This window comes from Lentzea sp. NPDC003310 (assembly GCF_040610935.1).
In the GTDB taxonomy this organism is placed as follows: domain Bacteria; phylum Actinomycetota; class Actinomycetes; order Mycobacteriales; family Pseudonocardiaceae; genus Lentzea.
Map to the genome: position 1 here is coordinate 37,027 of NZ_JBEXNC010000026.1, position 22,525 is coordinate 59,551.

The window sequence follows — 22,525 nt, forward strand, 5'->3', positions numbered from 1 at the left end:
CAGGTGGCGTATGAAGTTCGTTCGGCCGGCCATCGCGAAGGCGCAGTTCCTCGTCGAGGAGGCGCGCAGGCGATGGGCCGCGTTTGGTGACCTCTGGCGTCGTTCGCTGCAGCTGCGCGTCGTCGTGTCCACGCTCGCGCTCTCGTCGGCCGTGGTGTTCGTGCTGGGCATGGTGCTGCAGATGCAGATCACCAACCAGCTGCTGAGCACCAAGGACGAGGCCGCGGTGCGGCAGGCGCTGACGTCGCGCAACCTGATCCAGTCGGACCTGGTCGGGCTCAACCCCGGTCCGGACAGCGTGCAGACGCGGTTCACCAGCGCGATCAACAAGCTCGCCGTCGGGGGCACCGGCACGGACGCCACCACGGCGGGCGCCGGCGCGTTCGAACCCGTGCTCGCGGACGGCCAGAGCTCGGCGGGCGTCGGGCGCGTGCCGTCCGTCGGCAAGCTGGAGGACGTGCCGCGCGGCCTGCGCGAGATGGTCGAGGACGGCGGCGAGGGCACCCAGATCCACACGGTGCAGCGCGACGGCCAGCCGACCACGTTGTTCGTCGTGGGGCTGCCGATCAGCACGTCCGCCCGGTCGATGCAGCTCTACCTGATCTTCCCGCTGACCGCGGAGCAGCGCACGGCCGAGGTCGTGCAGTCGACGCTCGCGGTCGGCGGCATCGTGCTGCTGGTCCTGCTGGCGCTGATCGCGAACCTGGTGACCCGGCAGGTCGTCCGGCCGGTGCGGCAGGCAGCCGAGGTCGCGGAGCGGTTCGCGGACGGCACCCTGCACGAACGCATGCACGTCGTCGGCGAGGACGACGTGGCGCGCCTCGCCGAGTCGTTCAACGAGATGGCCGAGTCGATCCAGGCGCAGTTCAAGCAGCTGGAGGAGTTCGGCCAGCTGCAGCGCCGGTTCACCTCGGACGTCTCGCACGAGCTGCGCACGCCGTTGACGACGGTGCGCATGGCCGCGGACGTCCTGCACGCCTCGCGCGAGCAGTTCCCCGCCGGTCTCGCCCGCTCGACCGAGCTGCTGGTCGACGAGCTCGACCGGTTCGAGTCGCTGCTGGGCGACCTGCTGGAGATCTCGCGCCTCGACGCCGGCGTCGAGGAGCTGACCGCGGACCAGGTCGACATCCGCGTGCTGGCGCGCCGCGCGCACGACTCGGTGCGCGCGATCTCGACGTCCGCCAACTCGCCCGTGGTGCTGGACCTGCCCGACTCCGAGCTCGTCGCCGAGCTCGACTCCCGCCGCGTGGAACGGATCCTGCGCAACCTGCTCGCCAACGCCATCGACCACGGCGAGGGCCAGCCGGTCGAGCTCACCATGCGCGGCAACGCCGACGCGGTCGCGATCACCGTGCGGGACCACGGCGTCGGCCTGCGCCAGGGCGAGGCGGACCTGGTGTTCAGCCGCTTCTGGCGCGCCGACCCGTCGCGCAACCGCCGCACCGGCGGCACCGGCCTCGGCCTGTCGATCTCGCTGGAGGACGCGCGCCTGCACGGCGGCTGGCTGGAGGCGTGGGGCGAACCGGGCCACGGCGCCGTGTTCCGCCTGACGCTGCCGCGCCGCCACGGCGAGGAGCTGCGCGAGAGCCCGTTGCCGCTGGCGCCCGCGCTCCAGCTCGAACCCGTTGCCGTGGTGGAGGAACCGATCGTCGAGGACGAGCCCGGCGAGATCGAGCTGCGCCCGGAGGAGATCACCTGGCAGCCCGCGGAGCCCGTGGACGGGACCCCTGCGGACTCCTCGGACTCTTTGGACACGCCGGGGTCGCGGTCGAAGTCGGACGAGGTTTCGGAGGAAGTGCGGTGAAGCGGCTGGCGTTGCTGGTGCTCGTGCTCGTCACCCTGGCCGGGTGCGCCGCGATCCCGACGAACACGCAGCCGAAACCGATCGGGCCGAAGGACAACAAGGCGTCCAACACGATCGACGCGCCCGAGCCGCGCCAGAACATCGACCCGTACACGCTCGTCCGCGACTTCATCGACGCGACCTCGAACCCGGACAACAACTACGCGGCCGCCCGCGCGTTCATGACGGACGAGGCGAGCCGCAAGTGGGACACCAAGAACCCCACGATCATCGAGACCGGTTTCTCGACCGTGCCGACCTCGCAGATGCCGCAGGAGAAGGTGCAGACCGTTCTGCTGCAGGGCAAGTACGTCGGCCGCCTCGGCAGCGACAACGCGTTCGTCCCGCAGCTCGGCGACTTCCAGAAGCCGGTGAAGGTCGAGCGCAACAGCGAGAACCAGTGGCGGATCTCGGAACCGCCCGCGGGCATCTACATGCCGCAGAACCTGTTCAACTCCACGTACCGCCGCGTGACGCTCTACTTCTACAACCCCGAGTTCACCGTGCTGGTCCCGGACCCGCGCTACGTCGTGATCCCGCCCGCCACGTCCATCCCGACCCGCGTCACCGAACTGCTGATCGCGGGCCCGGGCGACGCCGTGCGCGACACGCTCGTGAGCGCCCTGGGCCCGGACACCGACAAGATCTCGGACACCCTGGAGTCCGACGACGGCGCGTTGCAGGTGAACCTCACCAACGTGGGCAAGGACCTCACCCCCGAGAAGCGCAAGCAGATCGTCGCCCAGATCGTGAAGTCGCTCTCGGGCGTCACCTCGTCCCGCGTGCGCGTCCTGGTCGACGGCCAGCAGATCCTCCCGGACCAGCGCGACTTCCGCCCGTCCGACGTCTCCGCGACCGCAGGCGAGCCCCTGCTGGCCCTGAACGCGAACCTGCAGGGCATGGTCGTCGCCGACGGCGCCATCCGCTCCCTGACCGACGGCACCCTGATCAAGGGCCCGGCGGGCTCGGGCGCGTACAACGTCGTCTCGGCCGCGCAGTCCCTGGACGGCTCCCGCCTGGCCGTGGTCACGAGAGCAGGCGGCGCAATGCGCCTGCGCGCAGGCGAGCTCGAACAGGAGCTGTCCGAAGTGGACCTGCCCGCCACCACCCTGACGAGACCGACGTGGCAGCTCTCCAGCGGCCCGAAAGAACCGGGCACGGAGTTCTGGACGGCCGTGAACGGCACCTCGGTCGCCCGCGTGACCCGTTCCGACAACGGCAGCTGGACCGCCAAGGCCGTGAACATCACCGACATCATGCCGTTCGGCTCGATCAGCGAACTGCGCCTCTCCCGGGACGGCACGAGGGCCGCCCTGGTGATCGCCGGCAAGCTGTACATCGCCTCGGTGGTGCGCAACAACGAGGACGTGTCCCTCCGAGCACCCCGCCAACTCCAGCCGTCGATCCTGGGCGCCGCCGTGCAGTCCATCGACTGGCTCTCGCAGGACGTGCTGGTCGTCTCCTCCTCCCTGCCTTCGTGGCCGGTCACCAAGGTCTACACGGACGGCTACAAGATGGACCGCTACAGCCAGTCCAACCTGACCGTCCCGGTCGGGTCGGTGGCGGCCGCGGCGGCACGCCAGGTGCAAGTGGTCGACCCTTCGGGGCTGTGGTCGGCTTCGGACATCACGGACGTGTGGAGGTCGAGCGCGATCCGCGTGCCGGCCGGGGCGCTGGTGTTCTACCCGGGCTGACCGGCGGCGCCCGCGTGGGCTTGGAACGGCTCGTCCGCGTGCAGCCGCGCTGTGTGGGCACGGTGCCTTGCGGCTGCCGCGCGTTCGCCTGACCACGCGCTCGCGTCCGGCCTGCCGCCGCGAGTCCGCAGCCGCTCGGGTAGCCGGGGCGTGGACGCAGCGACCTGGTTCCACTGCCCTTCCGCCGCGGTGCCCTTTCGGTGCAGCCCGGCCCAGCCCAGCTCTGCCCGGCCCGGCCCAGCCCAGCTCTGCCCGGCCCGGCCCGGCTCGGCTCGGCCCGGCTCGGCGCGGCTCGGCGCGGCTCAGCGCGGCTCGGCGCGGCTCGGCTCGGCGCGGCTCGGCTCGACCCAGCTCGGCTCGACCCAGCTCGGCTCGACCCAGCTCGGCCCGACCCAGCTCGGCTCGACCCAGCTCGGCCCGACCCAGCTCGGCCCGACCCAGCTCGGCTCGACCCAGCTCGGCTCGACCCAGCTCGGCTCGACCCAGCTCGGCCCGACCCAGCTCGGCCCGACCCAGCTCGGCTCTGCCCAGCTCAGCCCGGCTCGGCCCGGCCCGACCCAGCTCGGCTCTGCCCAGCTCAGCCCGGCTCGGCCCGCCTCGGCCCGGCCTGACCCTGCCCTGCCCTGCCCTGCCCTGCCCTGCCCTGCCCGGCCCTGCCCGGCCCGGCTCGGCCCAGCCCTGCCCTGCCCGGCTCGGCCCGACTCGGTCCAGCCCAGCCCGGCGCAGCCGGCTCAGCCCTCCTCCGCCCCTCCTCCCGCTTCAACCCTCCTCCCGCCTCAACCCCCTACTCCCCAGGCCGCCCCGGCCGAGCCGACGTCAACACCACCACCGCCTGCGTCCGCACCCCAACCCCGCGCAACGCCCGCACACAAGCGGCAGCCGTGGCCCCGGTCGTCACCACGTCGTCCAACACCACGGTCGTCCCCGGCGGCGGCACCCCGCACACCAGCACCCGCCCCTCCAGGTTCCGCCGCCGAGCCCCGGCCCCCAGCCCCACCGAATCGGCCACCCCGGCCCCGAGCCGCAACACCGGTGCGACGGCTGCGATCTCCACCTCCCGCGCGATTCGCACCATGTGGTCGCCGCCCCGGCCCCGCGCGGCACTGCGGCGCGACGGCGCCGGCACGAGCGTCCAAGGTGGAGGCCCGACCGAGACGAGGCACGCCGCCACGAGTGCGCCGAACCACGCCGCCAGAGCGCGGGCGCCCCGTTCCTTGAAGGCGAGCACCAGTTCCCTTGCGGCGCCCTGATAGGTGGCCAGCGTCCACACAGGCGGCCCCACACCGGGCACCTGGAGTCGGATGGGCGGACCGAAGGTGTCGAGGCACGTGGCGCAGCAGGCGGTGCCGGAGCGGCCGCAGCCCGAACAGGTCGCTGGGACGAGCAGGTCGAGAGTTGTCATGGAGCCAGGATGGCGGCGAGGTCTGACAGAAAATCCGGGCAGGCGGCCGGCGGGGTCTTTCGGCACCGCCCACACGAGTGAAGTTCCGGTGTCGTTGTCGATCTCCAAGCCCGGCGGAGGGGCCAGGAAAGCCCTGCTCGGCACCAGTTCTGTGACGATCACCGGGGATCTTGTAACTCGTTTCGACCCGTTTGTCCCAACGTCTGTTGAGCCGGCGTTTCAGAACTGGGACGTCCGCACCGAGCGCCGTTGATCAAGCGCCACCCGAGCCGCGCGGCGACCCCCTTGGGTGGCCCGCCTGCCACCGCCCCACACACCCGTCTGGTTAACGATTATTCACGTATCGAGCTGACCAGCGGTTATTTGCAGAAAATAGCTGTACGTCCGTCCCAACAGTGATCGACTGCCTTGTCCGCCATTGGGCGAAATCCGCCGTTCAGGCGGGCGTGACCGGGGTGTGATCGGGCATCCGGGCAGTACGGATGGGCAGCAAGAAGTGCTCCAGGCGTGCGCGAAGTGGTTCGGAATCGATCTCTTCCAGGTTTCGGGAACATGACGCGGTGGTCGCCCGTTGGCTGGGTATGAGGCCTCCACGGGACCCGTTCGACGCAGCGGAGCTGCGGTCGAGTGTCGGCCGTGGTGTGCGCCGTTCGGGTGAGCGAAGTGCCGGTGGGTTTGGTTCGGGCCACGCTCGGGAAACGACTTGCAACGGACTGTCGTCGCGCTGCGTAGTCACCAAAAAATCTCGTCGTTCCCCCGGCAAGGGGGCTTACGCGACGGTGAATCCCAAGCTAACGTGCACCGCTATCAGCGTTCCCGGCCCGCGGGGAGGAGGCGAACAGCCCATGACCCTGGCGCCGTGAGAGCTGAGGGAGACGACCCTCTGCGACAGATGCGCGATCCAAGATCGCCACGGCGCTTTTTAAAGCAGTCCAGCCATAGCTCGCAGCAAAGCGAGGGAGGTCGTGTATGGACATCGTCGTTAAGGGCCGCAACGTCGAGGTGCCCGATCACTACAGGGTGCACGTCGCCGAAAAGCTGGCCCGGCTTGAGCGCTACGACCGCAAGGTCATCCGCTTCGACGTGGAGCTTTTCCACGAGCCGAACCGCCGACAGTCGAAGAACTGCCAGCGGGTCGAAATCACCGGCAAGGGACGTGGACCCGTGGTCCGTTCCGAAGCCTGCGCGGGTGACTTCTACGCCGCGCTCGATTCAGCGGTCGCGAAGCTCGAGAACCGTCTGCGTCGGTCACACGACCGCAGGCGCGTCCACCACGGGGCCCGCGCCCCGATCTCGGTGGCCGAAGCGACAAGCGGGCTGATGGACCAGTCCGCCGGCGAGAGCATGACGTCGCGCCGCGCCAAGACCGCGGTGCTCGACGCACCCGAGGCCGACTACGAGGGCATGGCGGAAGTGCCCGCGCAGCGTTGGGACGACGGCCTCGAAGACAAGTTGCCCGGACGCGTCGTACGCGAAAAGGAGCACGCCGCCAAACCGATGACCGTCGACCAGGCCCTCTACGAGATGGAACTGGTCGGACACGACTTCTACCTGTTCGCCGACACCGAGTGCGGACGCCCGAGTGTCGTCTACCGCCGGAAGGGATTCGACTACGGCGTGATCAGGCTGGCCTGACCCCGGCTCGACCACATTCCTCCGACCGCCGCCGCCCCGCACCCCTCGCGTGCGGGGCGGCGGCGCGCGTCTACCCCCGGTCGGACCCTTCTGGGGCCGTGCTGTTCACCGTGAAGGTGAAATCGGCCCGACCAGGAACCTTTACGCGGTCCTCATGCGTTCTCCAGACCAGTAGCCGAGGTGGGGGCACCGGCGCCAGGAGGTCTGGGAAGAACGCGCAAACCGCGTTTGACCTGCGTGAACAAGGTCAGTTAGCCCAATCCGCCTGTGTCCGTGCACACATCTTGGCGACTTGCCTACGATGGGCAGGGGAAAGGCGTCCGACGTGGGCGCGCCGCGATACAGGTGATGAGGTCTATCCAGATGGTGCTGTCCCGACTGCTCCGCTCCGGCGAGGGCAAGATGCTCAAGCGCCTCCGCAACATCGCACAGCACATCAACCACCTGGAAGACGAGGTGGTGGACCTCTCCGACGCCGAGTTGCGCGGCAAGACCGAGGAGTTCAAGAAGCGCTACGCCGACGGCGAGTCGCTCGACGAACTGCTGCCGGAGGCGTTCGCCGTGGCCCGCGAGGCCGCGAAGCGCACCCTCGGCCAGCGTCCTTACGACGTGCAGATGATGGGTGGAGCGGCGCTCCACCTGGGTCAGATCTCCGAGATGCGCACCGGTGAGGGCAAGACCCTCACGAGTGTCATGCCCGTCTACCTGAACGCGATCGCCGGCAAGGGCGTCCACGTCATCACCACGAACGACTACCTGGCCAAGCGCGACGCGGACTGGATGGGCCGCGTGCACCGCTTCCTCGGCCTCACGGTCGGCGCGATCCTCTCCGAGATGACGCCCGAGCAGCGGCGCGTCTCGTACAACTCGGACGTCACCTACGGCACGAACAACGAGTTCGGCTTCGACTACCTGCGCGACAACATGGCGTGGAGCCTGGACGAGTGCGTGCAGCGCGGCCACTACTTCGCGATCGTCGACGAGGTCGACTCGATCCTCATCGACGAGGCCCGCACGCCGCTGATCATCTCCGGCCCGGCCGAGCAGTCGGCCCGCTGGTACACGGAGTTCGCGCGGCTCGCCCCGCGCATGCGCGGCATCGACGTCACCCAGCTCTCCCAGAAGGACCGCATCGAGGTCATCGAGGAGAAGTCGAAGTCGTTCCACTACCAGTACGACGAGAAGAAGCGCACGGTCGCCGTCACCGAGCTCGGTGTGGAGTTCATCGAGGACCAGCTCGGCATCGACAACCTGTACGAGGCGGCCAACACGCCGTTGGTGGGCTACCTGAACAACGCCCTCAAGGCGAAGGAGCTCTACAACCGCGACAAGGACTACATCCTCCGCAACGGCGAAGTGATGATCGTCGACGAGTTCACGGGTCGTGTGCTCGCCGGCCGCCGCTACAACGAGGGCATGCACCAGGCGATCGAGGCCAAGGAAGGCGTCGAGATCAAGGCGGAGAACCAGACTCTCGCCACGATCACGCTGCAGAACTACTTCCGCCTCTACGAAAAGCTCGGCGGCATGACCGGTACCGCCGAGACCGAGGCGGCCGAGTTCCACCAGACCTACAAGCTGGGCGTCGTCCCGATCCCGACGAACCGCCCGCCGCAGCGCAAGGACCAGCCCGACCTCGTCTACAAGAGCGAGGAGGCGAAGTTCGAGGCCGTCGCCGACGACATCGCCGAGAAGCACGAGAACGGCCAGCCGGTCCTGATCGGCACGACGAGCGTCGAGCGCTCCGAGTACCTGTCGAAGCTGTTGGTGCGCAGGGGAATCCCGCACGAGGTGCTGAACGCGAAGCACCACGACCGCGAGGCGCTGATCATCGCGAAGGCGGGCCGCAAGGGCGCCGTCACCGTCGCGACGAACATGGCCGGTCGCGGTACCGACATCGTGCTGGGCGGCAACCCGGACATCATCGCCGACCACGAGCTGCGCGACCGCGGCCTCGACCCGGTGGAGACGCCGGAGGAGTACGAGGCCGAGTGGGCCAAGGTCGTCGAGGAGCTGACGACCCTGGGCAAGGCCGAGGCCGACGAGGTCCGCGAGGCCGGCGGCCTCTACGTGCTCGGCACCGAGCGCCACGAGTCGCGCCGCATCGACAACCAGCTCCGCGGCCGCACCGGTCGCCAGGGCGACCCCGGCGAGTCGCGCTTCTACCTGTCCCTGCAGGACGAGCTGATGCGCCGCTTCAACGCGTCCATGGTCGAGATGGTCATGACGCGCCTGAACGTGCCGGACGACGTGCCGATCGAGCACAAGATGGTCACCCGCGCCATCCGCAGCGCGCAGACCCAGGTCGAGCAGCAGAACTTCGAGATCCGCAAGAACGTCCTCAAGTACGACGAGGTCATGAACCGCCAGCGCACGGTGATCTACGCCGAGCGCCACCGCGTTCTCGCAGGCGAAGACCTGAAGGAACAGGTCGAGCACATGATCGAGAGCGTCGTCGAGGAGTACGTCAACGGCGCCACCGCCGACGGCTACGCCGAGGACTGGGACTTCGACAAGCTGTGGACCGCCCTCAAGACCCTCTACCCGGTCTCGCTGGACGCGAAGGAGATCCTCGAGTCCGATGAGGACGTGACGCGCGAGTACCTGCGCGACCTCCTCGTCGAGGACGCGATGAACGCGTACCGCGCCCGCGAGGCCGACATCGAGGGCCGTGTCGGCGAAGGCGCCATGCGCGAACTGGAGCGCCGCGTCCTGCTGTCCGTCCTGGACCGCAAGTGGCGCGAGCACCTCTACGAGATGGACTACTTGAAGGAGGGCATCGGCCTGCGCGCGATGGCGCAGCGCGACCCCCTCATCGAGTACCAGCGCGAGGGCTTCGAGATGTTCAACGCGATGCTCGACGCGTTGCGCGAGGAGACCGTCGGCTTCCTGTTCAACCTCCAGGTCGAGGCAGCCGAGCCGGAGCAGCCCGCAGAGCCCGAGGTCCCGGTGACCGTGGGCTCGGCCCCGCAGGCCCTCCCGCAGGTCTCGGGCAACGGCGGAGGCAGCGGCGCCCGCGCCCGAGCCCGCGCCGCGGCAGCCGCCCAGCAGCAGGCACAGCAGCAGGCCCAGGCCCCCGCAGGCCCGGCCATGGCCCAGCTGGCCAGCGGCAACGCCATCCCGCCCGCCCTGCGCGGCAAGGGCCTCGGCGGCCCGGGCCAGCAGAACCTGAGCTACAGCGGCCCGGCCGAGGACGGCGGCGTGGACGAGCACGGCGAGTCCGGCGGCGCGGCCCAGCAGGGCGGCGGCACCCGCAAGGAGCGCCGCGAGGCGGCCCGCCAGGCGGCGAAGAACAACCGCAAGAACCGCTAACCGCTACACCGCACCACCACCGCGTGGGCCGCGTTCCCGAGGGGACGCGGCCCACGCGGCGTTTGGGGACCGGTGGGGGACAGGCAAGGACCGCTGTGGGACGGGTGGCTGGGCGGAAGGCGGCAAGGCGGAGGGGCCGGCGGAAGAGGATGCACGGGGCGAGGGCCGGATGGACCGCGTGGAACGACCCGCCTGGGGCCACCCAGGGCAACGGCGAAGCCGAGCCCCCTCGGGCCGCAAGCAATGGCGAAGCCGAGGCGTGTGAGCTGCGAGCCTCTGGTCAGCGGTGATGACGCAACCACGACGGCGATTGGGGCTTGACTTTGGGTGCGAGGCCTTAAACTTGACCACTCGGCCGGGCTTCACAATCCCGGCTTTAAAAGGCCGAGGAAGGCCTCGCAAGGGCCCCGAAGTCAAGCCCCAATCGCGATCGTCGCGAAGCGGCGATGTCCGGCACCGGCTCGGTACAGACGCAAGGTGACCACAACGCAAGGCGACAGGCCGCAAAGGCCACAAAGGCCCTCACAGCACCGTGAACGCGGTGAACCACCACCGCCCACCCCGGTACTCCACCCGAGCAGCCACAGCCAAAACCCGCTCCCCCCGCCGAACAGTCACCGACAGCTCCCCCACGAACCGAGCCGGATGACAAACCCGAGGCGGCCGAACCATCCGGGTACTGGCAGGCCGCACGCCAGCCCCCAACCGAGCAGCCAGCCCAGGCACAGCCACCTCCCGCAACAACCGAGCAGACCGCCGCCCGTCCAACACCTCGAACACCACCGAGAACAACCGAGCGGCATCCAAAGCAGGCGAAGGCGGCAAGACCTCCGGCACCCAAACAGGCCGAGGCCGAGGCAGCGGGACGAAAACCGGCCCACCGACAGGTGGCTCATACGCGGGCAGACGTCGAACAACTGGGGGCATGCCAGAACAGGCGGGCCACGACGCGGATCAGGACGCGGAACACCCGAAAGTGGGACTACGGTCCCCACCATGCTCAAGGCTCTCGTGCTCGACTACGGCGGCGTCCTCACCGACCCCGGCGAGGACAACCCCACCGAACCCCCGCTCCTCACCGCCCTGCGCACCGTCAAACGACACGGCCTCAAGACGGCTCTGCTGTCCAACGCCGACGGCTGGTGGCAGCCACCCCGCGAGCTCAAGAGCGTCCTGGACGTCGCCGTCATCTCCGGTGAGGTCGGGCTGGCCAAACCGGACACCGAGATCTACCTCCTCACGGCCAGGAAGCTCGGCCTCGAGCCGCGCGAGTGCGTGTTCGTCGACGACCTCGCGGTCAACGTCCGCGGGGCCGCGGAGGCCGGCATGGTCGGTGTCCACCATCGGTCGACACGGTCCACCCTCGAGGAGTTGGAAGTCCTGCTAGCGATCGCGCTCCGCGTCTGAGGGTTCACCCCGGAGCGTCATTGCCCGTTATTGGGGCAAGCACTAGCGTCCTTTTGGTCAGTTGCCTATTGCCAAGGGGAGAAAATGCGAAGAATTGTCGCTTGTGTTGCAGTCGCCATTGCAGCCACGGCAATTGCATCACCCGCGCAGGCGCAGGAACGCGGTTGTTACGAGGATTACCTGCGGGACGGGCGCACCGTCGAGGTCTACTGCGACGAGGGGCGGCCGGGACGCTTCCGGGCCGTCGCGCACTGCACCAACGGCCTGGGCGTCTGGGACCAGTACGGGACCGTCGGCCGGGTCAGGGGTGAGCCGTCGGTGGCCTCGTGCACGTCGCTGCTCGGGTACCCGCGGGTGAACGGGTACCACGTCGACTGGCTCTAGCTCATTGAGCGCGGCGCACGAGTTCGAAGCAGAGCACGGCCGCCGCTGACGCGACGTTCAGGGATTCCACGCCCGCCGCCATCGGAATCGAGAGCCACGACGTGACGTGTGGACGCACGTCGTCGGTGATTCCGGCGGTTTCGCTGCCGAGCACGAAAGCAGCGCGCGTCGGAAAAGATGCGGAATAAATCGTGTCGGATGCGTGGGAATCGAGCGCGTGGATCGAGAATCCGGACGCGCGCAACAGAGCGGAGGCCTCCGCCGAGGTGCCGCAGCGCAGCACGGGCGCGCGGAAAGCCACTCCGGCGGAGGCCTTCACCACGAGCGGGTCGATCGACGCGACGCCTCGGCGGGGGACGACGATGCCGTCGATGCCCGCGGCGGTCGCGGTGCGCAGGATCATGCCCACGTTCGCGGGCGTGGTGATGCCGTCCAGCACCAGGACGGTCCGCAGTGACTCCTCTTCCAGGGCCAGTGCCAGCGGCTTCATGCGCGGCGCGACCACGTCGGCCAGCACGCCCTGGTCCTGCTTGCCGTTGCCGGCCAGCACCTTCACGCGTTGCGCCGTGGCGCGCTGCACGGCCACACCGCGCGTGCGGGCGGCGTCGAGGATCTCGCGCGCGGCCGGGCCACGGGCCGTGTCGGCGAGCACCACCTTGTCCACCGTGAGTGCCGGGTCGTCCAGCGCTTCCAGCACTGGCTTGCGGCCGTAGACGGTGACGAAGCGGTCCTTGGGCGAGATCTCCACCGGAAGAGAGTGCCAGAGGGAACCACGGAGAGCTCAAACGGGTGAAGAGCTCCACTAGAGCCGTTCGGCCCTTGTGTTTCGGATCATATCGATGATGATCGTCACATGACGGCAGGTATGCGCAGCGTCGCGCAACGTCAACATCTCGCGAGCGGTCAGGACTCGGATGTGTTCATCCGTTCCGACGGCTTGCTGGTCAAGCGCACCCGCACAGGCCGTGACCTGCGGCGCGAGGCCGAGATGATGATCTACCTGAGCGGTCACGGCATCCCCGTTCCGCGCGTGCACGACGCCACCGCGGACGAGCTCGTCATGCAGTACGTGCCCGGCCCGCGGATGTCCCAGGAGATCGGCCGCAGGCCGTGGCTCGCGGGCAGCCTCGGCGAGGAGCTCGCGGACCTGCACCACCGCCTCGACGCCATCGCCGCGCCCGACTTCCTCGACGGCGACGGCGACCTGCTGCACCTCGACCTGCACCCCGGCAACGTCGTGCTCGGCCCGGAAGGCCCCGTGGTCCTCGACTGGGCGAGCGCCGGCAAGGGCGACCGCAGGCTCGACGTGGCGCTCAGCTGGGTCTCGCTCGCCGTCGCGCACCTAGCGCCGGTCCGGAAGATCACCCGCTGGCGGTTCCTGCGGTCGTTCATGGCCAACGTGGACCCGGAGGCGCGCAACGCGATCCCGGAGGCCGCGCGCATCCGGCTGGCCCGGCACGACCGCGATCCCCGCGAACGTGCCGCACTTCAGAAGTTGATGGACCGCGAACGCCACTAGGCTGGAGCGCATGCCGGACCGACTGTCAGCGCTGGACGCCTCGTTCCTGTACCTGGAGGACTCCACGACGCCGATGCACGTCGGTGGCGTCGCGGTGTTCCGCCGTCCCAAGGCGGGGTTCGACTACGACAAGCTCGTCGCCCTGATCGAGCAACGCCTCAGCCTCGTGCCGCGCTACCGGCAGAAGGTCGTGCACGTCCCGGGACGCATCGCACGGCCCGTGTGGATCGACGACCCGGACTTCGACGTCACCTACCACGTGCGCCGCAGCGCCCTGCCCAGGCCGGGCAACGAGACCCAGCTGAACGACCTGATCGCGCGCCTGATGTCGCGCCCGCTCGACCACTCCCGCCCGCTGTGGGAGATCTACCTGGTCGAGGGCCTCGAGAAGAACCAGACCGCGGTCATCACCAAGACCCACCAGGCCATGATCGACGGCATCGCGTCGCTGGAGATCGGCCAGGTCATGCTCGACGTCTCGCCGACGCCGCGCACCAACGTCGAGAACCTCTGGATGCCGCAGCCAGAGCCCAGCTCGCTGCAGCTCGTGGCCGACGCGGTCACCGACATCGTGCACAGCCCCGGCGAGCTCGTGGAGAACGTCCGCAGCGCCGCCCTCGACACGGTCAACACGGTCGAGAAGGTCTTCAACGCGTTCGGCGTGCTGGCGAGCGCGGTCCGCACCGTCGCGACGCCCGCGTCCGGCAGCCCGCTGAACGTCCGCATCGCCTCGCCGCAGCGCCGGTTCGCCGTCGCGCGCGCCCAGCTCGACGACTTCCGCGCCATCCGCAAGCAGCACGGCGGCACGGTCAACGACGTGGTGCTCGCCGCGCTGTCCGGCGCCCTGCGCAACTGGCTGCTCAGCCGCGGCGAGAACGTCACCGGCAGCACCACGATCCGTGCGATGGCCCCGCTGTCGGTCCGCGAGGCCGACCCGGACTCGGGCAACAACGTGAGCGCCTACCTGGTCGACCTGCCGGTCGGCGAACCGAACCCGGTCGTCCGCCTGCACCACGTGAGCCACGCGATGCGCGCGCACCAGGAGTCCGGCCAGTCCGTCGCCGCCGACGCGCTGGTCAAGGTGTCCGGGTTCGCCCCGCCCACGCTGCACGCCCTCGGCGCGCGGGCCGCGAGCTCGTTCAGCCGCCGGCTGTTCAACGTGATGATCACGAACGTTCCCGGCCCGCAGGTGCCGCTGTACGCGGCAGGCGCGAGAATGACCGAGATCTTCCCGGTCGTGCCGCTCGCCAAGAACCAGGCGCTGGCCATCGGGGTGACGTCGTACGACGGCGGTGTGTACTTCGGGTTGAACGGCGACCGCGACGCCATGTCCGATGTGGACGTTCTCGCGACCATGGTCGAGGAGTCGGTGGAGGAACTGATGGGGACGGCGAGCGCATGAGGGTCTACATCCCGGCCACGGTGCCGATGCTGCGCACGTTCGTCGAGAGCGGCGAACTGGCTCCGGTGACCGGCACGGCGTTCGCGCTGACGCCGGCGCTGCGCGAGTCCTACGCGGCGGGCGACACGGAGGAACTGGAGTACGCGGCCATGCTGGACGCGGCCCGCGCCTCCCTGCGGCTGCTGGCCGCCGACGAGAAGGCCGAGCCGCGGCGTGCGGTGCTCGCGGTGGACATGGACGACGTGACGCTGCGGCCCGACCTCGACTTCTCGGTCGTGAAGGTCGGCGGTTCGTTCACGCTGAAGGACGTCGCGTCCGTGCACCTCGACACGGCCGAGGCCGAACAGGACGTGCGCGCGGCCGTGGACGTCATCGACGCGGCCGACCTCGGCGACCCGGACGCGGAGTTCGCGCTGGGCAGCGCCGAGGACCACGAACTGGCCTGGTACGCGGCACAGGAACTGCCGTTCGTGCTGGAGCTGCTCTAGTCCCGGCGCTGGTCGAACACCCCGGGCAGCGCGGTGAACCCGGCTGCCCGGTAGGTGGCGACCGCGCCGGCGTTCGAGCTGGGCGTGCACACGAGCGCGCTCGACGAGCCGAGCTCCCGCAACGCGGCGGCGCCGGCGAGCGTGATCGCCGTGCCGAGGCCCTTGCCCCGGTGGTCGCGGTGCACGCCCATCGGTTCGATGAGGCCGGGCCTGCCGGGACCGGCCGACCACACCGTGATCGCCGCTGCCGGTTCGCCGTCGTCGAACGCGACCAGTGAGCGGGCGTCGGCGTACGGCGAGCCGGACGCCATGGCGTGCCAGCGCTCCTCGGTGAACGTCGACTTCTCGAACGACGCTCTGATCACGCCCGCGTGCAGCTCGGCGCGGTCCGGGCCGACCACCTCGATCTTCACGCCGGCCTCCGGCACGGGCTCGGTGAGGTCGCGGCGCAACGGTGTCCACGGCTCGTCGGTCTGCCAGCCGCGGTCGAACAGCAGCTCCTTGAACCGCGTGCCCAGCGGGGACTCGACGTAGACGGCGCCCGCGGGGAGGACTCGGCGTTCGGGAGTGCCGATGTCGTCGGCCAGCCGCTGCGCCAGTGACTCGTCGGCGCGCAGCTCCGGCGCGATCGTGAACCGCAGCAGGTCGGCACCGTCCAGCAGCCCGACGGCGACGATCCGCCCGTCGACGCGCCAGGTCCGGACCGCCTCGCCGGTCGCCTCGGCGCCGAAACGCCGGTGCCAGCCCAGGTCGCCGGGGTGGAGCTGGAACGGCTGGTCGTCGTGCTGCCACTCCCGCAGCGCGCGCACGGCCTCGTCGAACACGGTCACATCCCCTCCGCGGGCTCCCACAGCTCGATGCGGTTGCCCTCGGGGTCGACGCACCAGCCGAACAGGCCGAACTCCGAGTCCTCGGTGTCGGGCAGCACCTCGACGCCGCGCGCCTTCAGCTTGGCCATCAACGTCACCAGGTCGTCCACGCGCAGGTTCAGCATGGTGCGCTGGTGCGGTTCGCCGATGTACTCCGTGTCCTGCGCGAACAACGCCATGGTCGTCGTGCCGGGGTACTCGTTCGTCGCCGTGTCGAGCCAGTGGAAGGTGACGGTGCCCTTCTCGCTCATCGGCACGCCGAGGTTGTCGCGGTACCAGGCCGCCAACCGCACAGGATCCCTTGAACGCAGGAAAACCCCGCCGATGCCAGTCACCCGCGCCACCCGACGGACCCTACTACCGCGTGCCACGATGGGGGAATGGACGCAGTCACGTCTGCACCCGAACCGGTCAACGAGCCCGTGCGCACCTACGCACCCGGTAGCGCCGAACGGACGAGTCTCCAGGCTCGTATCGCGGAACTCGAAGGCACCACGCACGAGCTGACGATGACCATCAGCGGTGAGCAGCGCATGGGCGGTGGCGATCGCATCGACGTCGTTCAGCCGCACGACCACAGGCACGTCCTCGGCGTGACTGCGCAGGCCACGAACTCCGACGTCGCCGACGCCATGCGCGCCGCCCAGCACGCCGCACCGGGCTGGCAGGAACTGCCGTTCGACGAACGCGCCGCCGTGCTGCTGCGGGCCGCCGACCTGCTCGCCGGTCCGTGGCGCGACACCCTCAACGCCGCCACGATCCTCGGGCAGTCGAAGTCCGTGCAGCAGGCCGAGATCGACGCGGCGTGCGAGCTCATCGACTTCCTGCGCTTCAACGTCCACTTCGGCCGCCGCATCCTCGAGGAGCAGCCGCTCTCCTCGCCGGGCGTGTGGAACCGGATGGACCACCGGCCGCTCGACGGGTTCGTCGTGGCGATCACGCCGTTCAACTTCACCGCCATCGCGGGCAACCTGCCGCTCGCACCGGCCCTGATGGGCAACACGGTGCTGTGGAAGCCGTCGCCCACGCAGCAGCTGGCCGCGCACTTCACCATGCGGCTGCTCGAAGAGGCCGGCCTGCCGCCGGGCGTGATCAACCTCGTCACCGGCGACGGCCAGGCGCTCGGCCAGGTCGCGTTGCGGGACAGGTTCTTCGCCGGCCTGCACTTCACCGGTTCCACCCGCACCTTCAAGTCGTTGTGGCAGACCATGGCGGCGAACCTCGACCACTACCGCGCCTACCCACGCGTCGTCGGCGAGACCGGCGGCAAGGACTTCGTGCTGGCCCACGCCTCCGCCGACCCGGACGCGCTCGTCACCGGCCTCGTGCGCGGCGCTTTCGAGTACCAGGGCCAGAAGTGCTCGGCGGCCTCGCGGTCGTACGTCCCGCGGTCGTTGTGGGAGGGCGGGGTCCGCGACCACCTGCTCGACGTCACGAAGTCGTTGTCCTACGGCGATGTCACGGACCTGTCGGCGTTCGGCGGCGCCGTCATCGACCACCGCGCGTTCGCCAAGCACAAGGAGGCGCTGCTGATGGCCTCGGCGTCCACTTCGGTCGAGGTGCTCGCCGGCGGCTCGTGCGACGACTCGGTCGGCTACTTCGTCGACCCGACCGTGCTGCTCGGCACCGATCCGCGCCACGACATCTTCACGACCGAGTACTTCGGCCCGATCCTCGCCGTGCACGTCTACGAGGACGCGGAGTACGCCGAGGTCATGGAGGCCATCGACACCGCCACGCCGTACGCGCTGACCGGGGCGGTCTTCGCGCGCGACCGGGTGGCGGTCGAGCAGGCGCACCGCGCGCTGCGGTTCGCCGCGGGCAACTTCTACGTCAACGACAAGCCGACCGGCGCCGTCGTCGGGCAGCAGCCGTTCGGCGGGTCGCGCGGTTCCGGCACCAACGACAAGGCGGGCTCGATCTACAACCTGCAGCGGTGGACGAGCCCGCGCGCCATCAAGGAGACCCTGGTGCCACCCAAGGACCACCGGTACCCGCACATGGGTTAGTGCCGAGGCTTCCAGCCCGTCGCCTCGGTGAGCTTCGTGCTCACCACCCGCTGCGAACGGCCGAACACCTCGAACGCCGCCGTGAATCTGCCGAAGAACCGGGGCAGGCGCGTGATCCCCAGGTCGCGCTTGAGCACCGCCGTGCCGACGTTGTAGACCCCTGGAGGCGCGTCGAGGGCGGCGATCGCGGCCGCTGCGGCGTCGGCGGGGTGCACGACCGACATCCAGCCGTCGCCGACCAGCACGGGCGGCGACTGGGCCTCGCCGCCGATCAGCAGGCCGATGCGCAGGAACACACCGCCGGGATGCATGAGCACGTTCTCCTGCGCGGTGACCGAGCTGGCGATGTGCCCGACCGGCTTGATCGGCGCGCTCTCGTCGAGCTCCCGGTCGCCGCCGTCCGCGTAGACGAACGAGATGCCCTCCTGCACGACCCGCCCGACGCCGGCCCGGCGAGCGGCCTCGACCACGGCGGCGCTGCCCTCGGTGCGGATGCGGTCGTTGTCCGCCCAGGCGCTCGCCAGCACGGCCTTGGCGCTCAACGGGATGCGGGTGGCGAGGTTGACGACGGCGTCGTAGCCGGTCAGCGCCGCCGCCAGCTGGTCAGCGTCGAACATCGAGGTGGTGTGCCGGTCCAGCACCCCGACCTCGTGTCCCGCGGCCCGCAGCTGAGCGACCGCCTCCCGTCCGAGAACACCCGTCGCACCGATCACGAATACCTTCATGACCGGTGGACGAGACAGCGCGTCAGGGTGTGACAAGCCGCTTGAACGCCCGTTGCGCCTTGCCCAGCGCGATCGACGAGACCTGGGTGTCGTTGCCGTTGCGCAGGCTCGCGATGACCTTGAACGACTCGGCCGAGTTGACGGCGACCAGGTACGTGCACTCCATGACTCCGGGCGCGGTGGCGAACGACACGGCCGCCGTGTGGAGTTCGACGAGCGCCTCCTGGGAGTTGTCCGGCTTGGCGAAGGCGCCCGCGAACTGGACGATCACGAACAGGTCGGAGTCGGCGCCGGTCCCCTCCCGGAACACGCAGGAGCGCGGGAGGTCCGGGAACGGTGCGGGGACGTCGGCCAGCGGGGTGCCGAAGTCGCCCGCCGCGAGCAGCTGGCACGGGTCCGCCGGCAGCTTGCGCGGGGTGTCCATGCGCGGCGACGTCGTCGTGACCGTCGTCTCGGTGGTGGTCGTCGTCGTGGTCGTGCTCGGTGGCGCGGCCACGGGTGCCGCGGAGCAGCCCGCGATCAGCAACACCAACGGCAGCAGGCGCTTCACTTCGGCAACCTCTCGAAGGCCTTGGCGGCGAGTCCCTGGACGACCTGCCCGACGGTGTTGGGGTCGGTGCTGCGCTGGACCACCTGGAAGGCGACGAGCTGCCGCGCCCGCACCTCCAGCACCGTGTCGCAGGTGACGACACCCGCGGAGTCCGTGCACCTGGTGGTCAGCGGCCGGTTGTTGCTCTCGCCCTCACCACCGGCGATCGCACCGCCGTAGCCGCCGCTGGACAGCAGCTTCTGCGCCTCGTCCTCGTAGACCGCTTCCCGCAGCGTGAGCTTCGCGGTCAGCGAGTCGAACGTGAAGTCGCACGTCTGGCCGGACCTGGCCGGGGTGCCGCTGAGCGAGCCCGCGTCGCCGTCGGCGAGCAGCGAGCACGGGTCGACCGTCCCGAACGCCGGGGCGGACGGTCCGGTCGAGCAGGCGGCGAGGGCGAGGAGCAGCACCGGAAGCAGTCGGATCATGTGAACAACCTTTGCACCACGAGCTCGGACCGCGTGCGGGCGAGGGTCCCGGCGTCGCGCGTGGACGGGGTCATCTCGGCGGTCACCACCAGCACGCGGTCGGCGGCCAGTTCGGTCACGGCGATGCCGGTGCTGGTCTGCTCGCCGCCGGAGCCTTCGAACTGCAGGCCCCACCACGCCTTGTGCCCCTTGACGGTGAGCTCTGAGCCCTCGTTCACGCGGACCTTCGCCTGCTCCAGCGACTCGTTCTCGATGCTCATCCAGACCTGCTGGCGCTCGATCGACCACCGGCAGGACAGCGGCTCGTTGAGCGGTTCCGGCGCCTTGGTGAAGGGCTTCGCGAAGTCCGACTCGACGAGCAGCGTGCAGGCGTCGACCGAGGCGAGGTCACGCAGTGTCGGAGTGGCGGGTGCGGGTGGCGGGGCCGGCGTCGAGCACGCGGTCAGCACGGCCAGCAGCGCCACAGCCCCCAGGCTTCTGTTCACAAGGGACAGTGTGACTCAGCCGCGCAACGTCAATCCCCGAAATCGTCACGCCCGGCCCGGGACGCCAGCAGTCGCCGCAGCGAAGCGAGCCGGCCCGGCGCGTTCGGCACCAGCTCGTCGAGCATGCAGTCCGGGTCCTCGGGCGCGCCCAGGTGACCGCAGCCGGTCGGGCACTCCTCGGCGGCCTCGGCGAAGTCCGGGAAGGCCTTCACGATGTCGTCCGGCGTGATGTGCGCGAGGCCGAACGAGCGGATGCCCGGCGTGTCCACGACCCAGCCGCCCTCGGGCAGCCGCAGCGCCACGGCCTGGGTGGAGGTGTGCCGGCCCTTGCCGACGCCGGACACCACGCCGACCGCGCGGTTCGCGTCCGGCACCAGCTTGTTGACCAGGGTGGACTTGCCGACGCCGGAGTGGCCGATCAGGCACGACACCGTGTCCGCCAGCCGTTCGCGCAGGGCGGCGGGCTCCTCGTCGGACCGCGTGACGACCACCGGCACGTCGAGTTCGGTGTAGAGCGCGAGCAGCGAGTCCGGTGACGCCAGGTCCGACTTCGTCAGGCACAGCACCGGTTCCAGGCCGCCGGCGTACGCGGCGACCAGGCAGCGGTCGATGAAACCCGTGCGCGGCGGGGGATCGGCCAGCGCGACGACCATGATGAGCTGGGAGGCGTTCGCGACGACGACGCGTTCGAACGGGTCGTTGTCGTCCGCGGTCCGGCGCAGCACCGACGTCCGCTCCTCGACGCGCACGATGCGGGCCAGCGTGTCCGGCAGGCCCGAGGTGTCCCCGACGATGCCGACGTTGTCGCCGACCACGACGGGCGTGCGGCCCAGTTCGCGTGCCCGCATCGCCGTGACGACGACACCGGACTCCAGTGCGCACGTCCACCGGCCGCGGTCGACGCCGATGACCATCGCGGTCTCGGCGTCGGCGTGTTCCGGTCGCCTCTTGCTGCGCGGCCGCGTGCCCTTGCCGGGCCGCACCCGCACGTCGGACTCGTCGAGCTTGCGCCAGTCCCGCTTGCTCACTTCTACGCGCCCCCGGTGAGCATGGCGTCCCACATCCCGGGGAAGTCGGGGATCGTCTTGGTGGTGCTGCCGATGTCGTCCACCTCGATGCCCGGCACCACCAGGCCGATGATCGCGCCCGCGGTCGCCATCCGGTGGTCGGCGTAGGCCTGCCACACGCCGCCGTGCAACGGGGCGGGGTCGATGATCAGCCCGTCCTCGGTCTCGGTGGCCGAGCCGCCGATCGCGTTGATCTCGTTGACGAGCGCCGCGATCCGGTCGGTCTCGTGGCCGCGGATGTGCGCGACACCGCGGATGACCGTGCGGCCCTCGGCCAGCGCCGCGAGCGCCGCCACCGTGGGCGTGAGTTCGCTCTCGTCGTGCAGGTCGATGTCCACACCGGACAGCTTCGCCGGTCCGCGCACCGTCAGGCCGCGCTCCGACACCTCGACCGCGCAGCCCATCCGCTCCAGGATGCCGCGCACCGCGTCACCGGGCTGGGTCGTCCGGGCGGGCCAGTGCGGGATCGTCACCTCGCCGCCCGTCACCGCGGCCGCCGCGAGGAACACCGTCGCGTTCGACAGGTCCGGCTCCACGTGCCACGTGCGGGCCTTGATCACACCGGGCTCGACGCGCCACGTGTTCGTCGTGTCCGTGTCCACCTCGACGCCGACGGAGCGCAGCGTTTGCACCGTCATCTCGATGTGCGGCAACGAGGGCACGGGCTTGCCGTCGTGCCGGATCGTGACGCCCTTGTCGAACCGCGCGGCGGACAGCAGCAGCCCGGACACGAACTGTGAGGAGCCCGACGCGTCGATCGTCACCTCGCCGCCGGGCACCGAACCCGTGCCGCGCAACGTGAACGGCAGCGCGTCGCCGTCGACCTCCACGCCCAGCGACCGCAGCGCACCCAGCACGGTGCTCATCGGCCGCGTCCGCGCGTGCGGGTCGCCGTCGAACCGGATCTCGCCCTCGGCCAGCGCCGCGGCGGGCGGCAGGAAGCGCATGACCGTGCCCGCGAGCCCGCAGTCGACGTCGGCCGGTCCGCGCAGCAGGCCGGGCGTCACGTCCCAGCCGCCGTCCTCGCGGTCGGCGAACAGCACGCCCAGCGACGACAGCGCCTTCGCCATCAGCACGGTGTCCCGGCTGCGCAGCGGGGCGTGGACCGTGGACGGTCCGTCGGCCAGCGCCGCGAGCACCAGGACGCGGTTCGTGATCGACTTCGAGCCGGGCACCGGCACCGTCGAGTGGACTGGGCCGGACGCGCTGGGGGCTGACCAGTGCTGAGTCATGCACGAATGATCCCGCATCGCGGTTCGGCAGGCTCGCA

Annotated in this window: 21 protein-coding genes; 10 read left to right on the forward strand and 11 right to left on the reverse strand. The window is 70.2% G+C overall.

Translation table 11 applies throughout. The annotated features are described in order from the left end of the window. Positions 1-10: 10 nt before the first annotated feature. Positions 11-1,804 (forward strand): MtrAB system histidine kinase MtrB, encoded by a 1,794-nt coding sequence (gene mtrB / locus ABZX02_RS39415; protein WP_355306463.1) that lies wholly within the window; start codon positions 11-13, stop codon positions 1,802-1,804. Then, positions 1,801-3,537 carry an LpqB family beta-propeller domain-containing protein gene (locus ABZX02_RS39420; protein ID WP_355306465.1) on the forward strand — a complete coding sequence of 579 codons (1,737 nt, stop codon included), beginning with the start codon at positions 1,801-1,803 and terminating at the stop codon, positions 3,535-3,537. Before mtrB ends, ABZX02_RS39420 begins: the two co-directional genes overlap by 4 nt. A gap of 784 nt (positions 3,538-4,321) precedes the next feature. On the opposite strand, the gene ABZX02_RS39425 is transcribed toward ABZX02_RS39420, so the two are convergent. Then, the gene (locus ABZX02_RS39425) at positions 4,322-4,939 is read right to left on the reverse strand and encodes a phosphoribosyltransferase (protein WP_355306467.1); all 618 of its coding nucleotides are present in this window, start codon (positions 4,937-4,939) and stop codon (positions 4,322-4,324) included. A 969-nt stretch (positions 4,940-5,908) separates the two neighbouring features. On the opposite strand from ABZX02_RS39425, the gene raiA reads away from it, so the two are divergent. Continuing rightward, positions 5,909-6,574 carry a ribosome-associated translation inhibitor RaiA gene (gene raiA, locus ABZX02_RS39430; protein WP_355306469.1) on the forward strand — a complete coding sequence of 222 codons (666 nt, stop codon included), beginning with the start codon at positions 5,909-5,911 and terminating at the stop codon, positions 6,572-6,574. 363 nt (positions 6,575-6,937) lie between these two features. Further along, on the forward strand, positions 6,938-9,886 hold the full coding sequence (secA, locus tag ABZX02_RS39435; protein WP_355306471.1) for a preprotein translocase subunit SecA: 2,949 nt from the start codon (positions 6,938-6,940) through the stop codon (positions 9,884-9,886). 522 nt (positions 9,887-10,408) lie between these two features. Here the strand turns inward: secA and ABZX02_RS39440 are convergent. Further along, positions 10,409-10,813 (reverse strand): Rv3235 family protein, encoded by a 405-nt coding sequence (locus tag ABZX02_RS39440; protein WP_355306472.1) that lies wholly within the window; start codon positions 10,811-10,813, stop codon positions 10,409-10,411. A gap of 69 nt (positions 10,814-10,882) precedes the next feature. On the opposite strand from ABZX02_RS39440, the gene ABZX02_RS39445 reads away from it, so the two are divergent. Beyond that, on the forward strand, positions 10,883-11,293 hold the full coding sequence (locus ABZX02_RS39445) for an HAD-IA family hydrolase (protein WP_355306473.1): 411 nt from the start codon (positions 10,883-10,885) through the stop codon (positions 11,291-11,293). An 84-nt stretch (positions 11,294-11,377) separates the two neighbouring features. Further along, a complete protein-coding gene (locus ABZX02_RS39450; RefSeq protein WP_355306475.1) occupies positions 11,378-11,677 on the forward strand; it encodes a hypothetical protein in 300 nt (99 codons plus the stop codon). A 1-nt stretch (position 11,678) separates the two neighbouring features. Here ABZX02_RS39450 and ABZX02_RS39455 read toward each other — a convergent pair whose 3' ends face one another. Continuing rightward, on the reverse strand, positions 11,679-12,425 hold the full coding sequence (locus ABZX02_RS39455; RefSeq protein WP_355306477.1) for an RNA methyltransferase: 747 nt from the start codon (positions 12,423-12,425) through the stop codon (positions 11,679-11,681). A gap of 105 nt (positions 12,426-12,530) precedes the next feature. On the opposite strand from ABZX02_RS39455, the gene ABZX02_RS39460 reads away from it, so the two are divergent. From ABZX02_RS39460 to ABZX02_RS39470, 3 genes are read left to right on the forward strand one after another with little or no spacing between them, the layout of a single operon-like run. Continuing rightward, positions 12,531-13,196, forward strand: a complete 666-nt coding sequence (locus tag ABZX02_RS39460) for a phosphotransferase (protein WP_355306479.1) — start codon at positions 12,531-12,533, stop codon at positions 13,194-13,196. A 10-nt stretch (positions 13,197-13,206) separates the two neighbouring features. Next, positions 13,207-14,598: a wax ester/triacylglycerol synthase family O-acyltransferase gene (locus tag ABZX02_RS39465; RefSeq protein ID WP_355306481.1), complete on the forward strand. Its 1,392-nt coding sequence runs from the start codon at positions 13,207-13,209 to the stop codon at positions 14,596-14,598. After that, positions 14,595-15,086 carry a hypothetical protein gene (locus ABZX02_RS39470; RefSeq protein ID WP_355306483.1) on the forward strand — a complete coding sequence of 164 codons (492 nt, stop codon included), beginning with the start codon at positions 14,595-14,597 and terminating at the stop codon, positions 15,084-15,086. The genes ABZX02_RS39465 and ABZX02_RS39470 overlap by 4 nt, the downstream gene beginning before the upstream one ends. Here the strand turns inward: ABZX02_RS39470 and ABZX02_RS39475 are convergent. Both ABZX02_RS39475 and ABZX02_RS39480 read right to left on the reverse strand, forming a co-directional pair. Beyond that, complete coding sequence (locus ABZX02_RS39475) at positions 15,083-15,916, reverse strand: GNAT family N-acetyltransferase (protein WP_355306485.1); 834 nt, start codon at positions 15,914-15,916, stop codon at positions 15,083-15,085. The two genes, ABZX02_RS39470 and ABZX02_RS39475, sit on opposite strands and share 4 nt — an antisense overlap. Continuing rightward, positions 15,913-16,299: a VOC family protein gene (locus ABZX02_RS39480; protein ID WP_355306487.1), complete on the reverse strand. Its 387-nt coding sequence runs from the start codon at positions 16,297-16,299 to the stop codon at positions 15,913-15,915. The genes ABZX02_RS39475 and ABZX02_RS39480 overlap by 4 nt, the downstream gene beginning before the upstream one ends. A gap of 36 nt (positions 16,300-16,335) precedes the next feature. Between ABZX02_RS39480 and pruA the strand changes: the two genes are divergently transcribed. After that, positions 16,336-17,964 (forward strand): L-glutamate gamma-semialdehyde dehydrogenase, encoded by a 1,629-nt coding sequence (gene pruA / locus ABZX02_RS39485; protein ID WP_355306488.1) that lies wholly within the window; start codon positions 16,336-16,338, stop codon positions 17,962-17,964. On the opposite strand, the gene ABZX02_RS39490 is transcribed toward pruA, so the two are convergent. Genes ABZX02_RS39490 through aroA form a run of 6 tightly spaced genes read right to left on the reverse strand, consistent with a single transcriptional unit; the run spans position 17,961 to position 22,487 of the window. Then, positions 17,961-18,677 (reverse strand): NAD-dependent epimerase/dehydratase family protein, encoded by a 717-nt coding sequence (locus ABZX02_RS39490; protein ID WP_355306490.1) that lies wholly within the window; start codon positions 18,675-18,677, stop codon positions 17,961-17,963. The genes pruA and ABZX02_RS39490 overlap by 4 nt on opposite strands. A gap of 34 nt (positions 18,678-18,711) precedes the next feature. Further along, on the reverse strand, positions 18,712-19,239 hold the full coding sequence (locus ABZX02_RS39495; protein WP_355306492.1) for a hypothetical protein: 528 nt from the start codon (positions 19,237-19,239) through the stop codon (positions 18,712-18,714). Further along, a complete protein-coding gene (locus ABZX02_RS39500; protein WP_355306494.1) occupies positions 19,236-19,703 on the reverse strand; it encodes a hypothetical protein in 468 nt (155 codons plus the stop codon). Before ABZX02_RS39500 ends, ABZX02_RS39495 begins: the two co-directional genes overlap by 4 nt. Then, on the reverse strand, positions 19,700-20,188 hold the full coding sequence (locus ABZX02_RS39505; RefSeq protein ID WP_355306496.1) for a hypothetical protein: 489 nt from the start codon (positions 20,186-20,188) through the stop codon (positions 19,700-19,702). Before ABZX02_RS39505 ends, ABZX02_RS39500 begins: the two co-directional genes overlap by 4 nt. 29 nt (positions 20,189-20,217) lie before the next feature. After that, the gene (gene rsgA, locus ABZX02_RS39510) at positions 20,218-21,216 is read right to left on the reverse strand and encodes a ribosome small subunit-dependent GTPase A (protein ID WP_355306498.1); all 999 of its coding nucleotides are present in this window, start codon (positions 21,214-21,216) and stop codon (positions 20,218-20,220) included. 2 nt (positions 21,217-21,218) lie between these two features. Further along, positions 21,219-22,487: a 3-phosphoshikimate 1-carboxyvinyltransferase gene (gene aroA / locus ABZX02_RS39515; RefSeq protein ID WP_355306500.1), complete on the reverse strand. Its 1,269-nt coding sequence runs from the start codon at positions 22,485-22,487 to the stop codon at positions 21,219-21,221. Between the last annotated feature and the right edge of the window lie 38 nt (positions 22,488-22,525).